10 protein-coding genes and 1 riboswitch are annotated in these 17,551 nt (G+C 73.3%); of the genes, 7 read left to right on the plus strand and 3 right to left on the minus strand.

The features are described 5' to 3' along the window. Positions 1 to 82: 82 nt before the first annotated feature. Positions 83 to 1,354 carry an ABC transporter substrate-binding protein gene (locus ACH47X_RS10885; protein WP_084800341.1) on the minus strand — a complete coding sequence of 424 codons (1,272 nt, stop codon included), beginning with the start codon at positions 1,352 to 1,354 and terminating at the stop codon, positions 83 to 85. Between the two features lie 378 nt (positions 1,355 to 1,732). On the opposite strand from ACH47X_RS10885, the gene ACH47X_RS10890 reads away from it, so the two are divergent. The 7 genes from ACH47X_RS10890 to ACH47X_RS10920 all read left to right on the plus strand — a co-directional run bounded on the left by ACH47X_RS10890 (position 1,733) and on the right by ACH47X_RS10920 (position 13,284). Continuing rightward, positions 1,733 to 2,851 carry an ROK family transcriptional regulator gene (locus tag ACH47X_RS10890; RefSeq protein ID WP_084800342.1) on the plus strand — a complete coding sequence of 373 codons (1,119 nt, stop codon included), beginning with the start codon at positions 1,733 to 1,735 and terminating at the stop codon, positions 2,849 to 2,851. Further along, positions 2,848 to 4,053, plus strand: a complete 1,206-nt coding sequence (locus ACH47X_RS10895; protein ID WP_397404095.1) for a substrate-binding domain-containing protein — start codon at positions 2,848 to 2,850, stop codon at positions 4,051 to 4,053. The genes ACH47X_RS10890 and ACH47X_RS10895 overlap by 4 nt, the downstream gene beginning before the upstream one ends. Next, positions 4,050 to 4,826: an ATP-binding cassette domain-containing protein gene (locus ACH47X_RS10900; protein WP_397404097.1), complete on the plus strand. Its 777-nt coding sequence runs from the start codon at positions 4,050 to 4,052 to the stop codon at positions 4,824 to 4,826. Before ACH47X_RS10895 ends, ACH47X_RS10900 begins: the two co-directional genes overlap by 4 nt. Next, on the plus strand, positions 4,823 to 6,001 hold the full coding sequence (locus tag ACH47X_RS10905; protein WP_397404099.1) for a sugar ABC transporter permease: 1,179 nt from the start codon (positions 4,823 to 4,825) through the stop codon (positions 5,999 to 6,001). The genes ACH47X_RS10900 and ACH47X_RS10905 overlap by 4 nt, the downstream gene beginning before the upstream one ends. Next, positions 6,001 to 7,002 (plus strand): LacI family DNA-binding transcriptional regulator, encoded by a 1,002-nt coding sequence (locus ACH47X_RS10910; protein WP_397404613.1) that lies wholly within the window; start codon positions 6,001 to 6,003, stop codon positions 7,000 to 7,002. The genes ACH47X_RS10905 and ACH47X_RS10910 overlap by 1 nt, the downstream gene beginning before the upstream one ends. Before the next feature lie 93 nt (positions 7,003 to 7,095). Continuing rightward, positions 7,096 to 11,448 (plus strand): GH92 family glycosyl hydrolase, encoded by a 4,353-nt coding sequence (locus ACH47X_RS10915; protein WP_397404101.1) that lies wholly within the window; start codon positions 7,096 to 7,098, stop codon positions 11,446 to 11,448. Between the two features lie 276 nt (positions 11,449 to 11,724). Next, entirely contained in the window at positions 11,725 to 13,284 is a 1,560-nt protein-coding gene (locus ACH47X_RS10920; protein ID WP_397404103.1) for a ricin-type beta-trefoil lectin domain protein, read from the plus strand. A gap of 151 nt (positions 13,285 to 13,435) precedes the next feature. Here ACH47X_RS10920 and metE read toward each other — a convergent pair whose 3' ends face one another. Both metE and ACH47X_RS10930 read right to left on the minus strand, forming a co-directional pair. Then, entirely contained in the window at positions 13,436 to 15,832 is a 2,397-nt protein-coding gene (gene metE, locus ACH47X_RS10925) for a 5-methyltetrahydropteroyltriglutamate--homocysteine S-methyltransferase (protein WP_397404105.1), read from the minus strand. Between the two features lie 8 nt (positions 15,833 to 15,840). Further along, positions 15,841 to 15,944, minus strand: a riboswitch (SAM riboswitch). Between the two features lie 256 nt (positions 15,945 to 16,200). Further along, positions 16,201 to 17,373 carry a Cmx/CmrA family chloramphenicol efflux MFS transporter gene (locus tag ACH47X_RS10930; protein WP_397404107.1) on the minus strand — a complete coding sequence of 391 codons (1,173 nt, stop codon included), beginning with the start codon at positions 17,371 to 17,373 and terminating at the stop codon, positions 16,201 to 16,203. Positions 17,374 to 17,551 lie beyond the last annotated feature (178 nt).

A 17,551-nucleotide genomic window follows, 5' to 3' on the forward strand; every position in this document is an offset into this window, starting at 1 on the left:
AGCCGCGCGCCGTCGGGATCGGTCCCGACGGCGCGCGACGTACGGCGGTGTGCGTTACGCGGGAGCTCCAAGCACCCGTGGGTCAGCTCTGCGTGGCCGCGGCCAGCTCGGACTGGTACCCGGCGAGGTCGGACGCACCGGTGGTGAACTTGCTGGTGGCGTCAGAGATCGCGTTGAGCGTCGCGACCGGGGCGGCCGCACCGTGCGCCAGCGAGGACACGATCGTGTCGTTCGCGAACGAGTCGATCGCCGTCTGCTGGTACTCCGAGAAGTCGGCGGGGTCCGCGTCGGTCCGGGCCGGGATGGAGCCCTTGGCCTTGTTGAACGCGACCTGCCCGTCGAGCGAGCCCACGGTCTCCAGCCACGCCTTGGCGCCGTCCGGGTGCGGGGCACCCACCGGCAGGGTGAAGGAGTCGGCCAGGAAGTCGAACACACCGTCGGTCCCCGGGACCGGGGCCGCCGTGAAGTCCGTGCCGAGGGCCTTGTCCTGCTCCTCGAACGCCGCCACGGCCCAGTCGCCCATGACGTTGAACGCCGCGCTGCCGTCGATGACCATCTGGGTCGCCTCCGGCCAGTCGAGACCGTCACGGTCGTCGTTGGTGTAGCTCATCAGCGTCTCGAAGTCCTCGAGCGCCGCCTTGACCTCGGGGCCCTCCCAGTCGGTCGAGCCGTCCCACAGGCCGCTGTAGGCCTCGGGGCCCAGGTCGGCGAGCAGCACCGTCTCCAGGAGGTTGACCTGCGTCCACGTCGTGCCGACCGACAGCGCGGTGACGCCGGCCTTGTCGAGCTTGTCGAGGTCCGCCATCCACGCGTCGAGGTCCTCGTACGTCGCCTCGGGGTCGATGCCGTTGTCCTCGAGCACCGTCGGGTTGGCCCAGAGGACGTTCGCGCGGTGGATGTTCGACGGGATCGAGTAGATCGCGCCGTCCTCCGTGGAGAGCCGGTCGACCAGGTCGGCCGGGAAGACGTCCGTCAGGCCGAACTCGTCGTACAGGTCCGAGACGTCCTCGATCTGCGCCGCGTCGATGTAGTCCTGCAGCTCGGCGCCGGCGTGGGCCTGGAACGTGTCCGGCGGGTCCTGCGCCTGCAGTCGGGTCTGCAGCAGGTCCTTCGCCGCCGAGCCCGCGCCGCCGGCGACCGCGCCGTTGACGAACTCGATGTCGGGGTGCTGCTCGTTGAACACGCCCACGAGGGCGTCGAGGCCGGCCTTCTCGGACCCGGCCGCCCACCACGTGAACACCTCGACCTGGTCGGCGCTGCCGCTCGCGCTGCCGCCATCGCCGCCGTCACCGCTGCCGCCGCACGCGGCCAGCGTGAGACCGAGCACGGCGGCCGTCGCCACCGTCGCGGTCATCCTCTGGTTCACTCGCATCTGGGGTCCCTCAACCTTCCTCGGTCGCTGGAGCACCGGCCTGCGGCGTCGTCGTCGTACGCGGCGAAGGAGTGTTTCCTCGCGCTCAGGACGGCGTCGTTCCTGTGGACCGGCCGGGCGCGCCTGTACGCCCGTGAACCCGGGTCCTATCGAACGTCCATCGAACCTTGGTGTCAAGAAGTGAACGCAAGCGTCGCTCGATCGTGACCTGGACGTTCAGTTCGTGTATCCAAAACCGTCAAACCAGGCCGATTCCGGGCCAGAGCATGCCGGAAGGCGGTTACCCTGGGCGCTGTGCGCGCGGATCGGGTAACCCCCGGCTCGCAGACCTCACTCCGTGAGGCCAACCGAGCCAGGATCGTGAGCGCCGTCCAGCAGCGTGGCTCCCTCACGCAGATCGAGCTGGCCGGCGTCACAGGGCTGTCCCCGGCCACGATCTCCAACATCGTCAAGGAGCTCACCGTCGCGGGCGTGCTGCACACGTCGCAGTCGGTGCGCAACGGCCGCCGCGCCCTGCAGGTCACGCTCGCGCGCAACCTCGGCGTCGTGGCGGGCATCCGGTTCGGCATGCGATCGCTCAACGTGGCGCTGGCCGACGCCTCCATGCGCGTCCTGGCCGAGCAGCGCATGCCGCTCGCCCCCGACCACCGGGCCGACGCCGGACTGCAGCGCACCGCGATGCTGATCCGCGAGATGCTGGAGTCCGTGGAGGCCGACCCGTCAGAGCTGCTCGCCGTGGGCGTGGGCGTGCCCGCGCCCGTCGACATCCGCACCGGCCAGGTCGTCACCGTCGGCATGATGCGCGGCTGGGACGGCGTGCATGTCGACGAGATCCTCGGCGCCGAGCTCGGCGTCCCTGTCACGGCCGACAACGACTCGACGCTGGCCGCGATCGCCGAGGCCCGGTTCGGCGCGGGCGCAGGGTACGACTCCGTCGCCTACATCCGGGTGTCCCACGGCGTGGGCGGCGGGCTCGTGCTGGGCGGCCGTGCGGTGCACGGCCGGTCCGGCGTGGCCGGCGAGATCGGCCACGTGTCCGTCGACGAGAACGGGCCCGTGTGCCGCTGCGGCAACCGCGGCTGCCTCGAGATGCTGGTGGGCGCCACCAGCCTGCTCGCCATGCTGCCCCGCGAGGCCGGACACCTCACCCTCGCCGACCTCGTCACCCGGGCGCAGGACGGCGACGCCGGCTCCCGCCGCGTCGTGTTCGACGCCGGCCGCCACCTCGGCGTGGCGCTGGCCAACCTGTGCAACCTGGTGGACCCCGACGTCGTCGTGATCGGTGGCAAGCTCGCCGAGGCCGGCGACCTGCTCCTCGAGCCGCTGCGCACGTCGCTCGGCCAGCGGGTCGTGGCGACGTCGCGCGGCCCCGTCGAGGTGGTCCCGTCCACCCTCGGGGCCGACGCCGGGGTGCGCGGCGCACTGGCCGCCGCCCTGGACCAGGCCCGGATGTTCGGCTCCCTCGGGGTGGTCTCATGAGCGTCGTGACTCGCGCGCGCCGCCGCGCCGGGGCCGTGCTCGCGGCGGGCGTGGCGCTCGCCGTCGGGCTGGGCGGTTGCTCGTCCGACGGTACCGGCCCGGCCGGCGGCACGGCCTCCGCGCCCTACGAGGGCACGATCGGGCTGCTGCTGCCGGAGGCGCAGACCGCCCGGTACGAGGCGTCCGACCACCCCACGTTCGTGGCCGTGGCCGGCCGCCGCTGCCCCGGCTGCACCGTGCTGTACGCGAACGCCGGCCAGGACGCCGCCGCGCAGCTCCAGCAGGCCGAGTCGATGCTCGCCCAGGGCGCCCGGGTACTGGTGCTCGACGCCGTGGACACCGTGGCCGCCGCGGGGATCGTGGCGCAGGCCAAGCGGCTGGGTGCAGAGGTGATCGCCTACGATCGGTTCGTGGACGGCGCGGACTACTACGTGTCGTACGACTACGAGTTCATCGGCTTCCTGCTGGGCTCGGCACTTGCCGGTGCGGTCACGGAACGAGACGCTGAGAAGGACGCCGGTGCGGGGCCCGGTACCGGTACCGGCGCCGAGAACGGCACCGACGCCGACCCGGGCACGGGAGGAGCCGACGGAACCGCGGACGACGATCGGCCGGGAGTGCTGCTGGTGCACGGCTCGGCCACCGAACCCAACGCGCTGGCCATCGCCGCCGGCACCCGCCGCGCCCTCGAAGGAGAGGACATCGACGTGCTCGCCGAGTACTACACGCCCGACTGGAGCCCGGACAAGGCCACCGAGTGGACCGAGGCCATGCTCACCCGGTTCCCGGGCCAGGTCGACGGCGTGCTCGCCGCCAACGACGGCATCGCGGGCGGCGCGATCGCCGCGGCCAAGGCCGCGGGCCTCGACCCCGTACCGGTCACGACGGGGCAGGACGGCGAGCTGGCGGCGGTGCAGCGCATCATCTCGGGCGACCAGTTCATGACGGTCTACAAGGCGACCGACCAGCAGGCCCAGACCGCCGCCGAGCTCGCGGTCCGGGTGCTGCGCGGCGAGGAGCCGCGCACCACCGCCGTGATCCAGGGCGTGCCCACCGTGCTCCTGGCGCCCCGCGCCGTGGGCGCCGCCGACGTGGAGCACGTGATCGTCGACGGCCACGTCTACACCACGGATGAGATCTGCGTGCCCGCCTACCGGGACGCGTGCGAGCGGGCCGGCCTGATCGGGGAGGCCGCTCGATGAGCGCCCCCGTGCTGTCCCTGCGCGGCGTCTCCAAGCGGTTCGGCGGCGTCCGGGCCCTGGTCGACGTCGACGCCGACGTGCACGAGCACGAGGTGCTCGCCGTCGTCGGCGACAACGGGGCAGGCAAGTCCACGCTCGCGGGCGTCCTCGCGGGCGCGTACCGGCCTGACGCCGGGCAGGTGCTGCTCGAGGGCCGGCCCGTGGTGCTCGACTCTCCGGCCGCCGCCCGGGCGCTCGGCATCGCGGCCGTGTTCCAGGAGCTCGCGCTCGTGGACGACCTCGACGTCGTGGAGAACCTGTTCCTCGGGCACGAGACCCGGCGCGGCCCGCTCCTGGACGAGATCGCCATGGAGCGCGAGGCGTGGCGCCTGCTCGACCAGCTCGCCGCGAGCGTCCCCAGCGTGCGCGACCCGGTCCGCACCCTGTCCGGCGGGCAGCGCCAGACCGTCGCCGTGGCCCGCGCGCTCCTCGGCTCGCCGCGCGTCGTCGTGCTGGACGAGCCGACCGCGTCGCTCGGCATGCGCCAGACCGCGGAGGTGCTCAACCTGATCGTCCGGCTGCGCGAGCGCGGGCACGCCGTCGTCCTGGTCAGCCACCAGGCCGGCGACCTGCAGGCCGTCGCCGACCGCATCCTCGTGCTGCGCCTCGGCCGCGTGCACGACGTCTTCGACGGCGACGCCTCGTACGAGGACCTGCTCGCCGCGATGACCGGCGCGGTGCGGCCCGGGGCACGCAACCCGCGCGCCGACTCCGGCCGGGCGGTGCGGCGATGAGCGCCCAGTCCGGCCTGACCGGCGCCGTCTGGCAGCGGGTGCGCGGCGGCAACAGCCTGCTCCCGATCCTCGCGGCGCTCGTGGTCATCTGGCTGGTGATGGGCGCCGTCAACCCCGCGTTCCTCGCCCCCGAGAACCTGGTCAACCTCACGCTGCAGAGCGCCCCCGTGGGCGTGATCGCCCTCGGCGTGGTGCTGGTGCTGCTGGTCGGCCAGATCGACCTGTCCGTCGGGTCGGTCAGCGGGCTCGCCGCGGCCGTGGTCGCCGTCGGCTCCGTGAACCTCGGCTGGCCCGTGGCGCTCGCGATCCTCGCGGCACTGGCGTGCGGCGTCGTCGTCGGGCTGGGGTACGGCGCGCTCTCGACGCGGCTGGGGCTGCCGAGCTTCGTGTTCACACTGGCCGGGCTGCTGTTCCTGGCCGGCGTGCAGCTGCGCGTGCTCGGGCCGATGGGCTCGATCAACCTGCCGTTCGAGTCGTGGTTCGTCCGCTCGGTGCAGCAGGGCTTCCTCTCGCCGGTGGCTGCCTGGACGCTGGTCGCGCTCGTGGTCGTCACCGTGGCGGTGGTCCAGGTCGTGGCGCGGGCCCGACGGCGGCGTGCCGACCTGCCCTGCGCGAGCGTGCCCCAGATCGTGGTGCGCACCCTCGTGCTGGCCGCGGTGCTCTCGGCGATCGCGGCCTACCTGGGCACCGCGCGCGGGATCGGGTACTCGGTGGTGCTGTTCGCCGCACTGGTCGTGGTCACCGACGTGCTGCTGCGCCGCACCCGCTGGGGCCGGTCGGTGCGCGCCGTCGGCGGCGACCGGCGGGCGGCGATGCTGGCGGGCGTGCCGGTGCAGCGCACCGTCGTCCTGTGCTTCGTCGCCTGCTCCACGCTGGCGGCGCTCGGCGGGGTGCTCGCGGCGGGCCGGCTGGGCGCCGCGAACCAGGGCACCGGGGGAGCGGACACCTACCTGGTGGCCATCGCCGCCGCGGTGATCGGCGGCACGAGCCTGTTCGGCGGGCGCGGCAGCGCGTGGTCCGCGGTGCTCGGCGTGCTGGTCATCCAGTCCATCGCCAACGGGCTCACGCTGATGAACGTGGACCAGGCCGCGCGGTACATGGTCACCGGCGCGGTCCTGCTGCTGGCGATCATCATCGACATGCTGATGCGCAGACGACGGGAGGGCCTGACGTGATGCGTCGTCCGACGCTGGCGGTGGTGGCACAGGCCGCCGGGGTGAGCCTGAAGACCGCCTCCCGGGTGCTCAACGGCGAGCCCAACGTGGCCTCGGCCACCAGGGAGCGCGTGCAGGACGCCGCGGCGTCGCTGGGCTTCCGGCGCAACGCCGTGGCCGCCGACCTGGCCCGGGGCGGCCTGTCCCGCCTGGTCGGGTTCATCACCGGCGACCTGGCCAACGAGTTCTACTCCGCTCTCGCCAGCGGTATCGAGCGGGAGCTGCGGGAGCACGGGCTGCAGCTCCTGACGGCGTCGTCCGACGAGGACCCCGACCGCGAGGCGTCGCTGACCGGTGAGCTGATCGAACGCCGGGTCGGCGCGCTGATCGTCACGCCGGCCGGGGCCGACCAGTCGGCGCTCCGCTCCGAGATCGCCGCGGGGCTGCCCGTGGTGGTCGTGGACCGGCCCGCGGCCGGGATGGACGTCGACACCGTGGTCATCGACAACCGCGGCGGCACGCGGTCCGCCGTCGCGCACCTGCTGGCCCACGGGCACCGCCGCATCGGTTTCGTGGGCGACGAGCCGCACCTGTGGACCTACCAGGAGCGCAGCGCCGAGTTCCTCGCCGCGATGGCGGAGGCCGGCGTGCCCGACGCGCAGCGGCTGGTCCGCTCCGGCGCGCACGACGCCGCGGCCGCCCGCGGCCTGGCGCTGGAGCTCCTCGGTGCGCCCGAGCCGCCCACCGCGATCCTCGCCGCGAACAACCGGGCCACGGTCGGCACCCTCCAGGCGCTGCGCGACACCCCGGGCGGGGCGGACGTCGCCGTGGTCGGGTTCGACGACTTCGAGCTCGCCGACCTGCTCGGCATCACCGTGGTGGCCTACGACGCCGTCGAGATGGGCCGCCGTGCCGCCGAGCTCGCCGTCGCGCGGTCCGCGGACCCCGACCGGACGGTCGAGCAGGTCGTGCTGCCGACCCGGGTCGTCACCCGGGGCAGCGGCGAGCGGCCGCCGCGCTGACCGGGTTGCGCCTGCCCACCCGTTGACACCGGGCCTGGCCTGCACCTACGTTCGGCACGCGACAGCGCTGTCAGCCGACGAGGGAGACCACCCATGTCCGTAGTCACCGGCCGAGCCAGATCCCGGCAGACGGCCGCCGCTCTCTCGGGAGCGCTCGCCCTGCTGCTCGCGGTGCCCTCGGGCACCGCGCTCGCGGCCCCCGTCGGCGCCGGTTCCGTGGGCACCGCCCCCGCCGCGGCGACGTCGGGCGGAGGATCGGGCGGGAGCGCCGGCGGCGACTTCGCCACCTCCTTCGAGGCCGACGACGCGGCGCCCCTGGAGAGCACGCCCGCCGAGCGCGACGGCGCCCCGTGGCAGGAGAACGTCGGCGAGTTCGTCGTCGGCCTGCCGGGCAGCGTGCTGGACCGGGTCGACGCCGTCGCGGCCAGCGCGGAGAACCTGCCGAACGAGGGCGCGGCCAACCTCGCGGACGCGTCGTCGGCCACCAAGTGGCTCACGTTCGCGAGCACGGGCTGGGTCACCTACGAGATGACCGAGCCCACCACGGTCACGGCGTACGCGCTGACCTCCGCGAACGACTTCGCCGACCGCGACCCGCGCGCCTGGACGCTGCAGGGCTCCACGGACGGCGAGACCTGGGAGACGATCGACGAGCGTTCCGGCGAGGACTTCGAGGACCGGTTCGAGCAGCGAGTCTTCGAGCTGGACGAGCCCACCGCCGCCTACACCTGGTTCCGGCTGGACGTGACGCAGAACCGCGGCGCGGGCATCGTGCAGCTCGCCGACTGGGACCTGTCGGCAGACCTCTCCGAGCAGCCCGCGGACCAGCCGATGACCACCGCCGTCGGCGCCGGGCCCACCACGGTCGACCTCACGAACAAGAAGGGCGTCGGTTTCACCGGCACCGCCTCCCTCCGGTACGACGGCGGGCACCAGGCCGACGGCGCGGCGCACGCGACCAACGTGCTGTACGACGACGTCGACGTCCGCGTGGGGCGCGACACCCGCCTGAGCTGGAAGATCTTCCCCGAGCTGCTCGGCGACCTGGAGTACCCGTCCACCCACGCGAGCGTGGACCTGCGGTTCACCGACGGCACCTACCTGTCCGACCTCGACGCGCGCGACGCGCACGGCACGGCCGCGACGGCAGCCGGGCAGGGCGCGGGCAAGATCCTGTACGCCGACCAGTGGAACTCCGTGCGCGTCGACCTCGGGTCCGTGGCCCGTGGCAGGACGGTCGACCAGGTGCTGCTCGGCTACGACAACGACGGCGGCTCGGCCGCGACCAGGTTCGCCGGCTGGCTGGACGACGTCGCGATCGAGTCCCGGCCCGAGCGGGTCGACGGCTCCAGCCTGACCAACTACGTGGACACGCGCCGCGGCACCCTGTCGAGCGGGTCGTTCTCGCGCGGCAACAACGTGCCGGCCACCGCCGTGCCGAACGGCTTCAACTTCTGGACGCCGCTGACCAACGCGTCCTCGCAGAGCTGGCTGTACGAGTACCAGGCCGCGAACGACGACCAGAACCGCCCGGTGCTCCAGGGCATCGGCATCTCGCACGAGCCCAGCCCCTGGATGGGCGACCGCAACCAGCTCGCCTTCCAGCCGGCCACGGGCGCGGGGGTGCCCGACGGCGGGCTGGAGACCCGCGGCCTGGCGTTCGACCACGCCGACGAGACCGCGCGCCCCGACTACTACGGCGTGACCTTCGCCGACGGGACCAGGGCCGAGGTGACCCCGACCGACCACGCGGCGGTGCTGCGGTACACGTTCCCTGCTGATGCTGATGCTGATGCTGACGCCGGGCCCGCCACCGGCCACGTGCTCGTCGACCGCGTCGCCGGCTCCTCGAAGCTGTCGTTCGACGCCGCCACCGGCGAGCTGAGCGGCTGGGTCGAGAACGGCAGCGGGCTGTCCGTGGGCCGCACCCGGATGTACGTGGCGGGCACGTTCGACCGCGTGCCGTCGGCCGTGGGCGAGGCGGCCGGCGACCGGGCCGGCGCCCGGTACGCGACCTTCGACACCCGCAGCGACCGCACCGTCGAGCTGCGCGTGGCCACCTCGTTCATCGGGCTGGACCAGGCGCGCGCCAACCTCGGCCTGGAGGTCACGGGCCGCTCCTTCGAGAAGGTCCGGCGCGCCGCCGAGCGGCAGTGGAACGACCGCCTCGGCGTCATCGAGACCCAGGGCGGCAGCGAGGACGAGCTGGTCACCCTCTACTCGAATCTCTACCGGCTCAACCTCTACCCGAACTCACAGTTCGAGAACACCGGCACCGCCAGGCGGCCCGTGTACAAGTACGCGAGCCCGGTGACCGCGCCGTCGGGCGAGGCGACCGACACCACGACGAACGCGAAGATCACCGACGGCAAGATCTACGTCAACAACGGGTTCTGGGACACCTACCGCACGGCCTGGCCCGCGTACTCGTTCCTCTACCCGGACATCGCCGAGGAACTCGTGGACGGGTTCGTGCAGCAGTACCGCGACGGCGGCTGGATCGCCCGCTGGTCCTCGCCCGGCTACGCGGACCTGATGACGGGCACCTCGTCCGACGTCGCGTTCGCCGACGCCTACCTCAAGGGCTCCCTGCCCACCGACAAGGCGCTCGACGCCTACGACGCGGCGCTGAAGAACGGCACCGTCGCCCCGCCGAACAACGCCGTGGGCCGCAAGGGCCTGGAGGCCTCGCCGTTCCTCGGCTTCACGCCCGAGAGCACGCACGAGTCCGTCTCCTGGGGCCTGGAAGGGCTGATCAACGACTTCGGCATCGGCAACATGGCCGCGGCGCTCGCCGAGGACCGGCGCACGCCGCGGGACCGGCGCGCGACCCTGCGCGAGGAGTCGGCCTACTTCCTGGAGCGAGCCACGCACTACGGCGAGCTCTTCGACCCGGAGATCGACTTCTTCCAGCCGCGGCACGCCGACGGCTCGTTCCTGAACGCTCCGGACGAGTACGACCCGCGCACGTGGGGCGGGGGCTACACCGAGACCAGCGGCTGGAACTTCTCGTTCCACGCGCCGCAGGACCCGCGCGGCCTCGGCAACCTCTACGGCGGCCAGGAAGGTCTGGAGGCCAAGCTCGACGAGTTCTTCGCCACGCCCGAGGACGCGACCCACACCGGCGGGTACGGCGGCGTCATCCACGAGATGCGCGAGGCGCGGGACATCCGGCTCGGCCAGTGGGGCATGAGCAACCAGGTCTCCCACCACATCCCGTGGCTGTACGACGCCGCGGGCGCGCCGCACAAGACCCAGGAGATCGTCCGCGAGGTCACGCGCCGCCTGTTCGTGGGCAGCGAGATCGGCCAGGGCTACCCGGGCGACGAGGACAACGGCGAGATGTCGTCGTGGTGGATCTTCGCCGCGCTCGGCTTCTACCCGCTTCAGGTCGGCTCCGACCAGTACGCGATCGGCTCGCCGCTGTTCGACAAGGCGACCGTGCACCTGCCCGACGGCGACCTGGTGATCAACGCGCGGGGCAACTCCGTGGAGAACGTCTACGTGCAGTCGCTGCGCGTGGACGGGCGCTCGCGGACCTCGACCTCGCTGTCGCAGGAGGACCTGTCGGGCGGCGCCCGGCTGGACTTCGTGATGGGGCCGGAGCCCTCCGCGTGGGGCACGGGGGCCGACGACGCCCCGCCGTCGCTCACCGAGGGCGACGAGCCGCCGACGCCGGACCGGGACGCAACGGCGGCCGGGACCGTGACGGTCTCCGACGGTTCTGCCGCCGACGCGCTGGTCGACGACACGTCGTCCTCGCGCACCACGTTCGCGACCGGCACCCCGACCATCACGTGGGACGGGTCCGGCACGACGGCGACGGTGGGCACGTACACGCTCACCTCGGGTGCCGCGGGCACGGCGGCGCCGTCGGCCTGGCGCCTGGAGGGGTCCGACGACGGCGAGTCGTGGACCGTCCTCGACGAGCGGTCCGGCCAGGAGTTCCGCTGGGCGCTGCAGACCCGGTCCTTCGAGGTCGAGGACCCGGCGGAGTACGGGCACCTGCGGATCGTGGTGGAGGAGTCCTCGGGCGGCCGTGAGGTCTCGCTCGCCGAGGTTCAGCTGCTCGCCGAGCAGGGCGGCGACGCCGAGGAGCTCCCGGTCACGACGACCGCGACGCCGAGCGCCGAGGAGCGGGCCGCGACCCGCGCCGCGGGCGAGGCCGAGGACGCGGCGAACGGTGTCACGGTCTGGGCGGTCCCCGCCTGCGTCGACGGCGGCTCGACGCTGCGGGTCGTGGTGGACGGCGCCGAGGGCGCGTCCGTCCGTGTCACGTCCGACTTCGGCACCGAGACGGTCAGGGGCGACGATGAGCTGACGTTCGAGGCCGGCTCTGCGCAGGTCGGCACGGGGGCGGTGACGGCCGTCGTGACGGCGACCGTGGACGGCCGGCGGGCCACCGAGACGGTGACGGTGCCGTACCAGGCGGCGGCCTGCGGCTGAGCGGGGCTCTCTTTGAGATCGGTCGGATGCGATGAGACCGGTCGGTTGACTGACCGGTCTCATGACATCGGACCGATCTCGGATCTGGCCCGGGTGAGTGACCCCAGCTCCTGTGCGCTGGTGGTTGCGCATAAGGGATGGATAGGTACTTTCCACACAGGGTCGTCCCACCCGTTCTGGTGGTGCCGCACCGTCAATACGCTCCGAGGCACACGAGGTTCCCCAGGCCTGACGAGGAGCACACCAATGTCCCGATCCCTGAGAACGTCACGTTCCGTGATAGCGCTGTCAGCCGCCGTGCTGATGGCCGGCACGGCGCTCACCGGCGCGAGCGCGGCGGGTGCCGCCCCGGCGACGCAGGACGCCCAGAGCGCACAGAGCGTCCTGAGCGCCCAGGACGCCGACCGCCCCGCCGCCCTGCCCGACGGCCAGGTCCGCGCGATGGAGCGCGACCTCGGCCTCAGCAAGGCCGAGATCCCCGCCCGTCTTGCCCGCGACGCCGACGCCGCGATCATCGAGCAGCACCTGACCGCCGCGCTCGGCGACCGGTACGCGGGCACCTGGCTGCCCGACGGCGCCGAGGCCCCGCGCGTCGGCGTCACCAGCGCGGCCGCCGCCAGGGTGGCCGAGCGCGCCGGTGCGGACGCCGTCGTCGTCGAGCACAGCCTGGAGGCCCTGACCGCCTGGAAGGAGTCGCTCGACGAGGTGGGCGCGCCCGACTCGGTGCACGCCTGGTACGCGGACCCGGTGACCAACGAGGTGGTCGTCGAGGCGGCCGACACGGCGGCGGCGAAGGCGATGATCGCCGAGTCGGACGTGCCGGCCGACGTCGTCCGGGTGGAGAAGTCGACCCGAGCGCCTCAGACGGCGCGCGACATCCGCGGTGGCGACGAGTTCCACAAGCCGCTCGGCAACGGGTACGTGACCCTGTGCTCGATCGGCTTCGCCGTCTCGGGCGGGTTCGTCACGGCCGGGCACTGCGGCTCGACCGGCGACCCTGTCAACGCGCCCGACGGTGCCGCGCTCGGCACCTACCGCGGCTCCACGTTCCCGGGCCACGACTGGGCCTGGGTCGGCACCAACAGCAACTGGACGCCCACCCCCGCGGTGAACAACTACGCGGGCGGCACGACGGCGGTCGCCGGCTCCTCCGAGCAGGGCATCGGCGCGGCGGTGTGCCGCTCGGGCCGCACCACGGGCTGGCGCTGCGGCGTCATCCAGGAGAAGAACGTGACCATCAACTACGGTGACGGCGACATCCCGGGCATGGCCACCGGTTCGGCGTGCGCCGAGGGCGGCGACTCCGGCGGTTCGGTGCTCTCGGGCAACCAGGCCCAGGGCGTCACCTCGGGCCGCATCGGCGACTGCTCGTCGAACGGCCGGTTCATCTACCAGCCGGTCAACCCGATCCTGAGCGCGTACGGCCTGCAGCTGACCACCACCGGCGGTGGAAGCGGGGGCCGACCGCTGGTCGGCCTGGCGGGCAAGTGCATCGACGTGCCGAACTCGGACTTCTCCGACGGCAAGCGGCTGCAGCTGTGGACCTGCAACGGCACCAGCGCGCAGAACTTCGCGTTCCAGTCCGACGGCACCCTGCGGGCCGGCGGCAAGTGCGTGGACGTGGCCTGGGGCAACACGGCCGACGGCACGGCCGTGCAGCTCGCCAACTGCAGCGGCAACCCGGCCCAGCAGTTCACGCTGAGCGGCGCGGGGGACCTGGTCTCGATCCTCGCGAACAAGTGCGTGGACGTGCCGAACAGCAACAGCGCGAACGGCACGCAGCTGCAGATCTGGACCTGCAACGGCACCGCGGCCCAGAAGTGGCGCGTGGGCTGACGGCTCCCGGTCGGTGAGCTCGACTCCTCGGGCTCCACTGCACTTCGAGGCCTAAGTTTCTTCGCTCAGAGACGTCCCAGAGCGAAGAAACTTAGGCCTCGAAGTGCAACCGCGGACGGCGGTCAGCGGCAGCCGGCAGAGCGGACCGGCGTCAGAGGGTGGCGCGGACCGCCTTCGCCGCCGCCACCAGGTTGGCCAGCGACTCCTTCGTCTCCGCGTACGCGCGGGTCTTCAGGCCGCAGTCCGGGTTGACCCAGACCAGCCGGGGGTCGATCGACTTGGCGGCAAGCTCGACCAGGTCGGTCACCTCCTCGACGGACGGCACGCGCGGGCTGTGGATGTCGTAGACGCCCGGCCCGATGCCGCGGCCGTACCCGGCGTCGGCCAGCTCGGGGACGATCTCCATGCGGGACCGCGCCGCCTCCACGGACGTCACGTCCGCGTCGAGGCCGTCGATCGCGCCGATGACCTGGCCGAACTCCGAGTAGCACAGGTGCGTGTGCACCTGCGTGGCGGTGTCGGCACCGGCGGTCGAGAGCCGGAACGAACGCACCGACCACTCCAGGTAGCCGGGGTGCGCGGCCGTGCGCAGCGGCAGCAGCTCGCGCAGCGCGGGCTCGTCCACCTGCACGACGCCGATGCCCGCGGCCTCCAGGTCCGTCACCTCGTCGCGCAGCGCGAGGGCGACCTGGTCGGCCGTGTCGCCCAGCGGCAGGTCGTCGCGGACGAACGACCAGGCCAGGATCGTGACCGGGCCCGTGAGCATGCCCTTGACCGGCCGTGACGTCAGCGATGCCGCGTACGCCGTCCACTCGACCGTCAGGGGCGCGGGCCGGGAGACGTCGCCCCACAGGATCGGCGGCCGCACACAGCGCGAGCCGTACGACTGCACCCAGCCGTTGACGGTCGTCGCGAAGCCGTCGAGCTGCTCCGCGAAGTACTGCACCATGTCGTTGCGCTCGGGCTCGCCGTGCACCAGCACGTCCAGGCCCAGCTCCTCCTGCAGCGCGACCGTGCTCGCGATCTCCGCGCGCATCGCCGCCGTGTAGTCGGCGTCGGACAGCTCGCCCCGCACCCACGCGGCGCGCGTGCTGCGGATCTCCGACGTCTGCGGGAACGAACCGATGGTCGTGGTCGGCAGGGCCGGCAGGTTCAGCCGCGCCTGCTGCGCGGCGGCGCGCTCCGCGTACGGCGCGCGCCGCGTGTCGGCCGCGGTCAGGGCGGCGGTCCGCTCCCGCACCCGCGGGACGACGACGCCGGGCGCCTCGGCGCGGGAGCGCACCGCCGCGGTCGACTCGGCGAGCCGGTCGGCAACGGCCGCGCGGCCCTGGCTCAGGCCCGTGGCCAGCGTGGCGACCTCGGCGACCTTCTGGTCGGCGAACGCGAGCCACGACTTCAGGCCCTGCTCCAGGCGGGGCTCGTCGGCGACGTCGTGCGGCACGTGCAGCAGCGAGGTCGAGGTGCCGACGGCGACCGTGCCGGCACCGAGGCCCGTGCCGGAGGCGGCGAGCCCCTCCAGGACGGTGAGGCGGGCGTCGAGGTCGGCGCGCCAGATGTTGTGGCCGTCGATCACGCCCGCGACCACGGTCTTGTTCTCCAGGCCGGGCACGGGGCCGGCGGGCACGGCGCCGCGGACCACGTCGATCGCGATCGCCTCGACGTCGGTGCCGGCCAGCAGCGCGAGGCCGTCGCCGGCGTCGCTGCGCAGGTCACCGTAGGGCGCCGTGACCAGGATCGCGGGGCGCTCGGCGGCGTCGTCCGGGCCGGTGCCGGCGGGGGAGAGGTCGGTCGCCAGGCGCGCGTAGGCCCGGCGGACGGCGTCGGCCACCTCGTCGAAGGGGACGTCCAGCAGGTCGGTGACCAGGGCGGGCTCGTCGAGCTGCACCCACGGCGCGCCCGCGGCGGCCAGCGTGCGCAGCAGCTCCGCGTACGCGGTGACGACGTCGTCGAGCCGGTCCAGCGGGCGGAAACCCTCGGGGGCGTCGTCCGCCGCCTTGCTGAGCAGCAGGAACGTGACCGGGCCGACCAGCACGGGCCGGGTGACGACCGCCTGGCCGCCGTCGGCCGGGTGCGCCAGCTCGGTGAACTCGCGCACGGCGCGGTCGTCGACGAAGCCGATCGGGGTGTCCGGGCCGATCTCCGGCACCAGGTAGTGGTAGTTCGTGTCGAACCACTTGGTCATCTCGAGCGGCGCGCGGTCGCCCTCCCCGCGGGCGACCGTGAAGTAGGCCGCGAGCGGCAGGCTGCCCTCGTCCGTGGTGAGCCCGGCGAACCGCTCGGGCACCGCGCCCAGCAGCGCGACGGCGTCGAGCACCTGGTCGTAGTAGGAGAACGAGCCGGGGACGGCGGCGGTCCCGGCTTCCAGGCCCAGGTCGACGAGCCGGCGCGCGGTGGCGAGCCGCAGGTCGCGGGCGGTCGCCTCCAGCTCGTCGGCGGTGGTGCGCCCGGCCCAGAAGGCCTCGACCGCGCGCTTGAGCTCGCGCCTCCGGCCGATGCGCGGGTAGCCCAGGATCGTGGCGGTGGGAAGGTGCGGGTTCGTGACTGCCATGCGTATCAGCTCCATCGGACCTGGCGTTAGCACCTTGCCCCGAGATTGGCGCCTCGGAGGTAGGTTGCTGCGGTGTCGTTGAGCCAGGACTCTCGACCGCTCTGGATGATGAGATCTGATCGTAGGCATGCCCGGGATGTGGTCGGTAAACCGTCCACGCCTCGGGACGGCCTCGGGACCGGGTGGGACACGCGATAAAAAGTGTGCCAAGCGGTGCATGCGCGCAGGTGACCATGCACCTGCTGCCAGGTCCGTGCGTGGTGTGGCAGCAGGTACATGGTCGGTCGGAGGTAGCTGTTCGGCGACAGGCGGTCAGTGCTGGTTGGTCAGTGCTGGTCGGTGGGCGCTGGTCGTTCGATGCTGGTCGGTCAGCGGGCCGGTGCGCCTGACCGGCGTCGGGCCGTGACGAGCCGGAGCCCGACGGCGACGGCGACCAGCGCGGTGCTGACGATCAGCGGGCCTGCCGTCCCGGCCGTGCCGAGCGAGGCGCCGCCGAGCACGGGGCCGAGCAGGGCGCCGAGGTTGAGGGCCACGGTCGAGAACGCGCCGCCCATGGTGGGTGCGCCCTGGGCTGCCGCCATGCTGCGGGCGATCAGCGTGCTGCCCACCGCGAAGGACAGCGCACCCTGCACCGGGGCCAGCACCCACACGGCGGCGGGGCTGTCGGCCAGTGCCGCCCAGGCGATCCACCCCGCGAGCAGTGCGGGCCCGGCGACGTCGAGCAGGAGCCGGCCGCGGGTATCGGCGAGGCGGCCCGCCACCGAGACTCCTGCGAACGCGCCGAGCCCGAACAGCGCCAGCACCAGCGGTACGAGCGACGGGACGAGGCCCGCCCCGTCCGTGACGGTGACGGCCAGGTAGGTGAAGGCGCAGAACGTCGCGCCGTTGACCAGCGCCCCCAGGCCGAGGTGCCGCAGCAGGTCCGGGGACCGGAGGGTGCGGAGCTCGGCCCGGAGGTCGAGCCGGGGGCGCGCGGACCCGGGGTGGTCGGTGCTGGTCCGCGGCGGCGTCAGCCGGCCGACGGCGACCAGCGCCGCGGCCGAGAGCCCCGCGATGGCCCAGAGCGCGGAGCGCCACCCCCAGAGCTCGCCGAGCAGCGCGCCCGCGGGGACGCCGGCGATCAGGGCGAGCGTCGTGCCACCGAGGAGCACGGACAGGGCTCGGGCGCGCCGTCCGGCCGGGACGACCCGGGTGGCGGTCGACAGGGCGACCGCGAGGAAGCCGGCGTTGGCCAGGGCGGCCACGAACCGGGTGCCGAGCAGCACGCCGAAGCTGTCGGTCAGCGCACCCGAGACATGGGCCAGGACGAACACGGCCAGGCACGCGGAGAGGGTCCAGCGTGGGGCCAGGCGGCGTCCGACGGCGGCCGTGAGGGGTGCGCCCACCACCATCCCGACCGCGAAACCCGAGGTCAGGTAGCCGGCCTCGGCGAGCGAGACGCCGAGGTCGGCGGAGATACCGGGCACGAGCCCGGCGAGGACGAATTCCGAGGTGCCTTGCGCGAAGACCGCGACCGCGAGCACGTAGAGCAGGACAGGCATGAACGACTCCGAAGGGGGAGAGGGAACGGGTAGGCCGTGACGGCACTACGGGCCCTTCGGATGCGCGGAGAATGCCCCGTCCGATCAGGGAGCGGGGCGCGAGGCGCGGCCTCGGTGGTCTCTACAGGGGCATCTCGGGCTACCGGAGTACCGGCAGCCCGAACCTGGATGCTTCTGG

The sequence above is a fragment of the Promicromonospora kroppenstedtii genome (genome assembly GCF_044389675.1).
Lineage (GTDB): Bacteria > Actinomycetota > Actinomycetes > Actinomycetales > Cellulomonadaceae > Promicromonospora > Promicromonospora kroppenstedtii.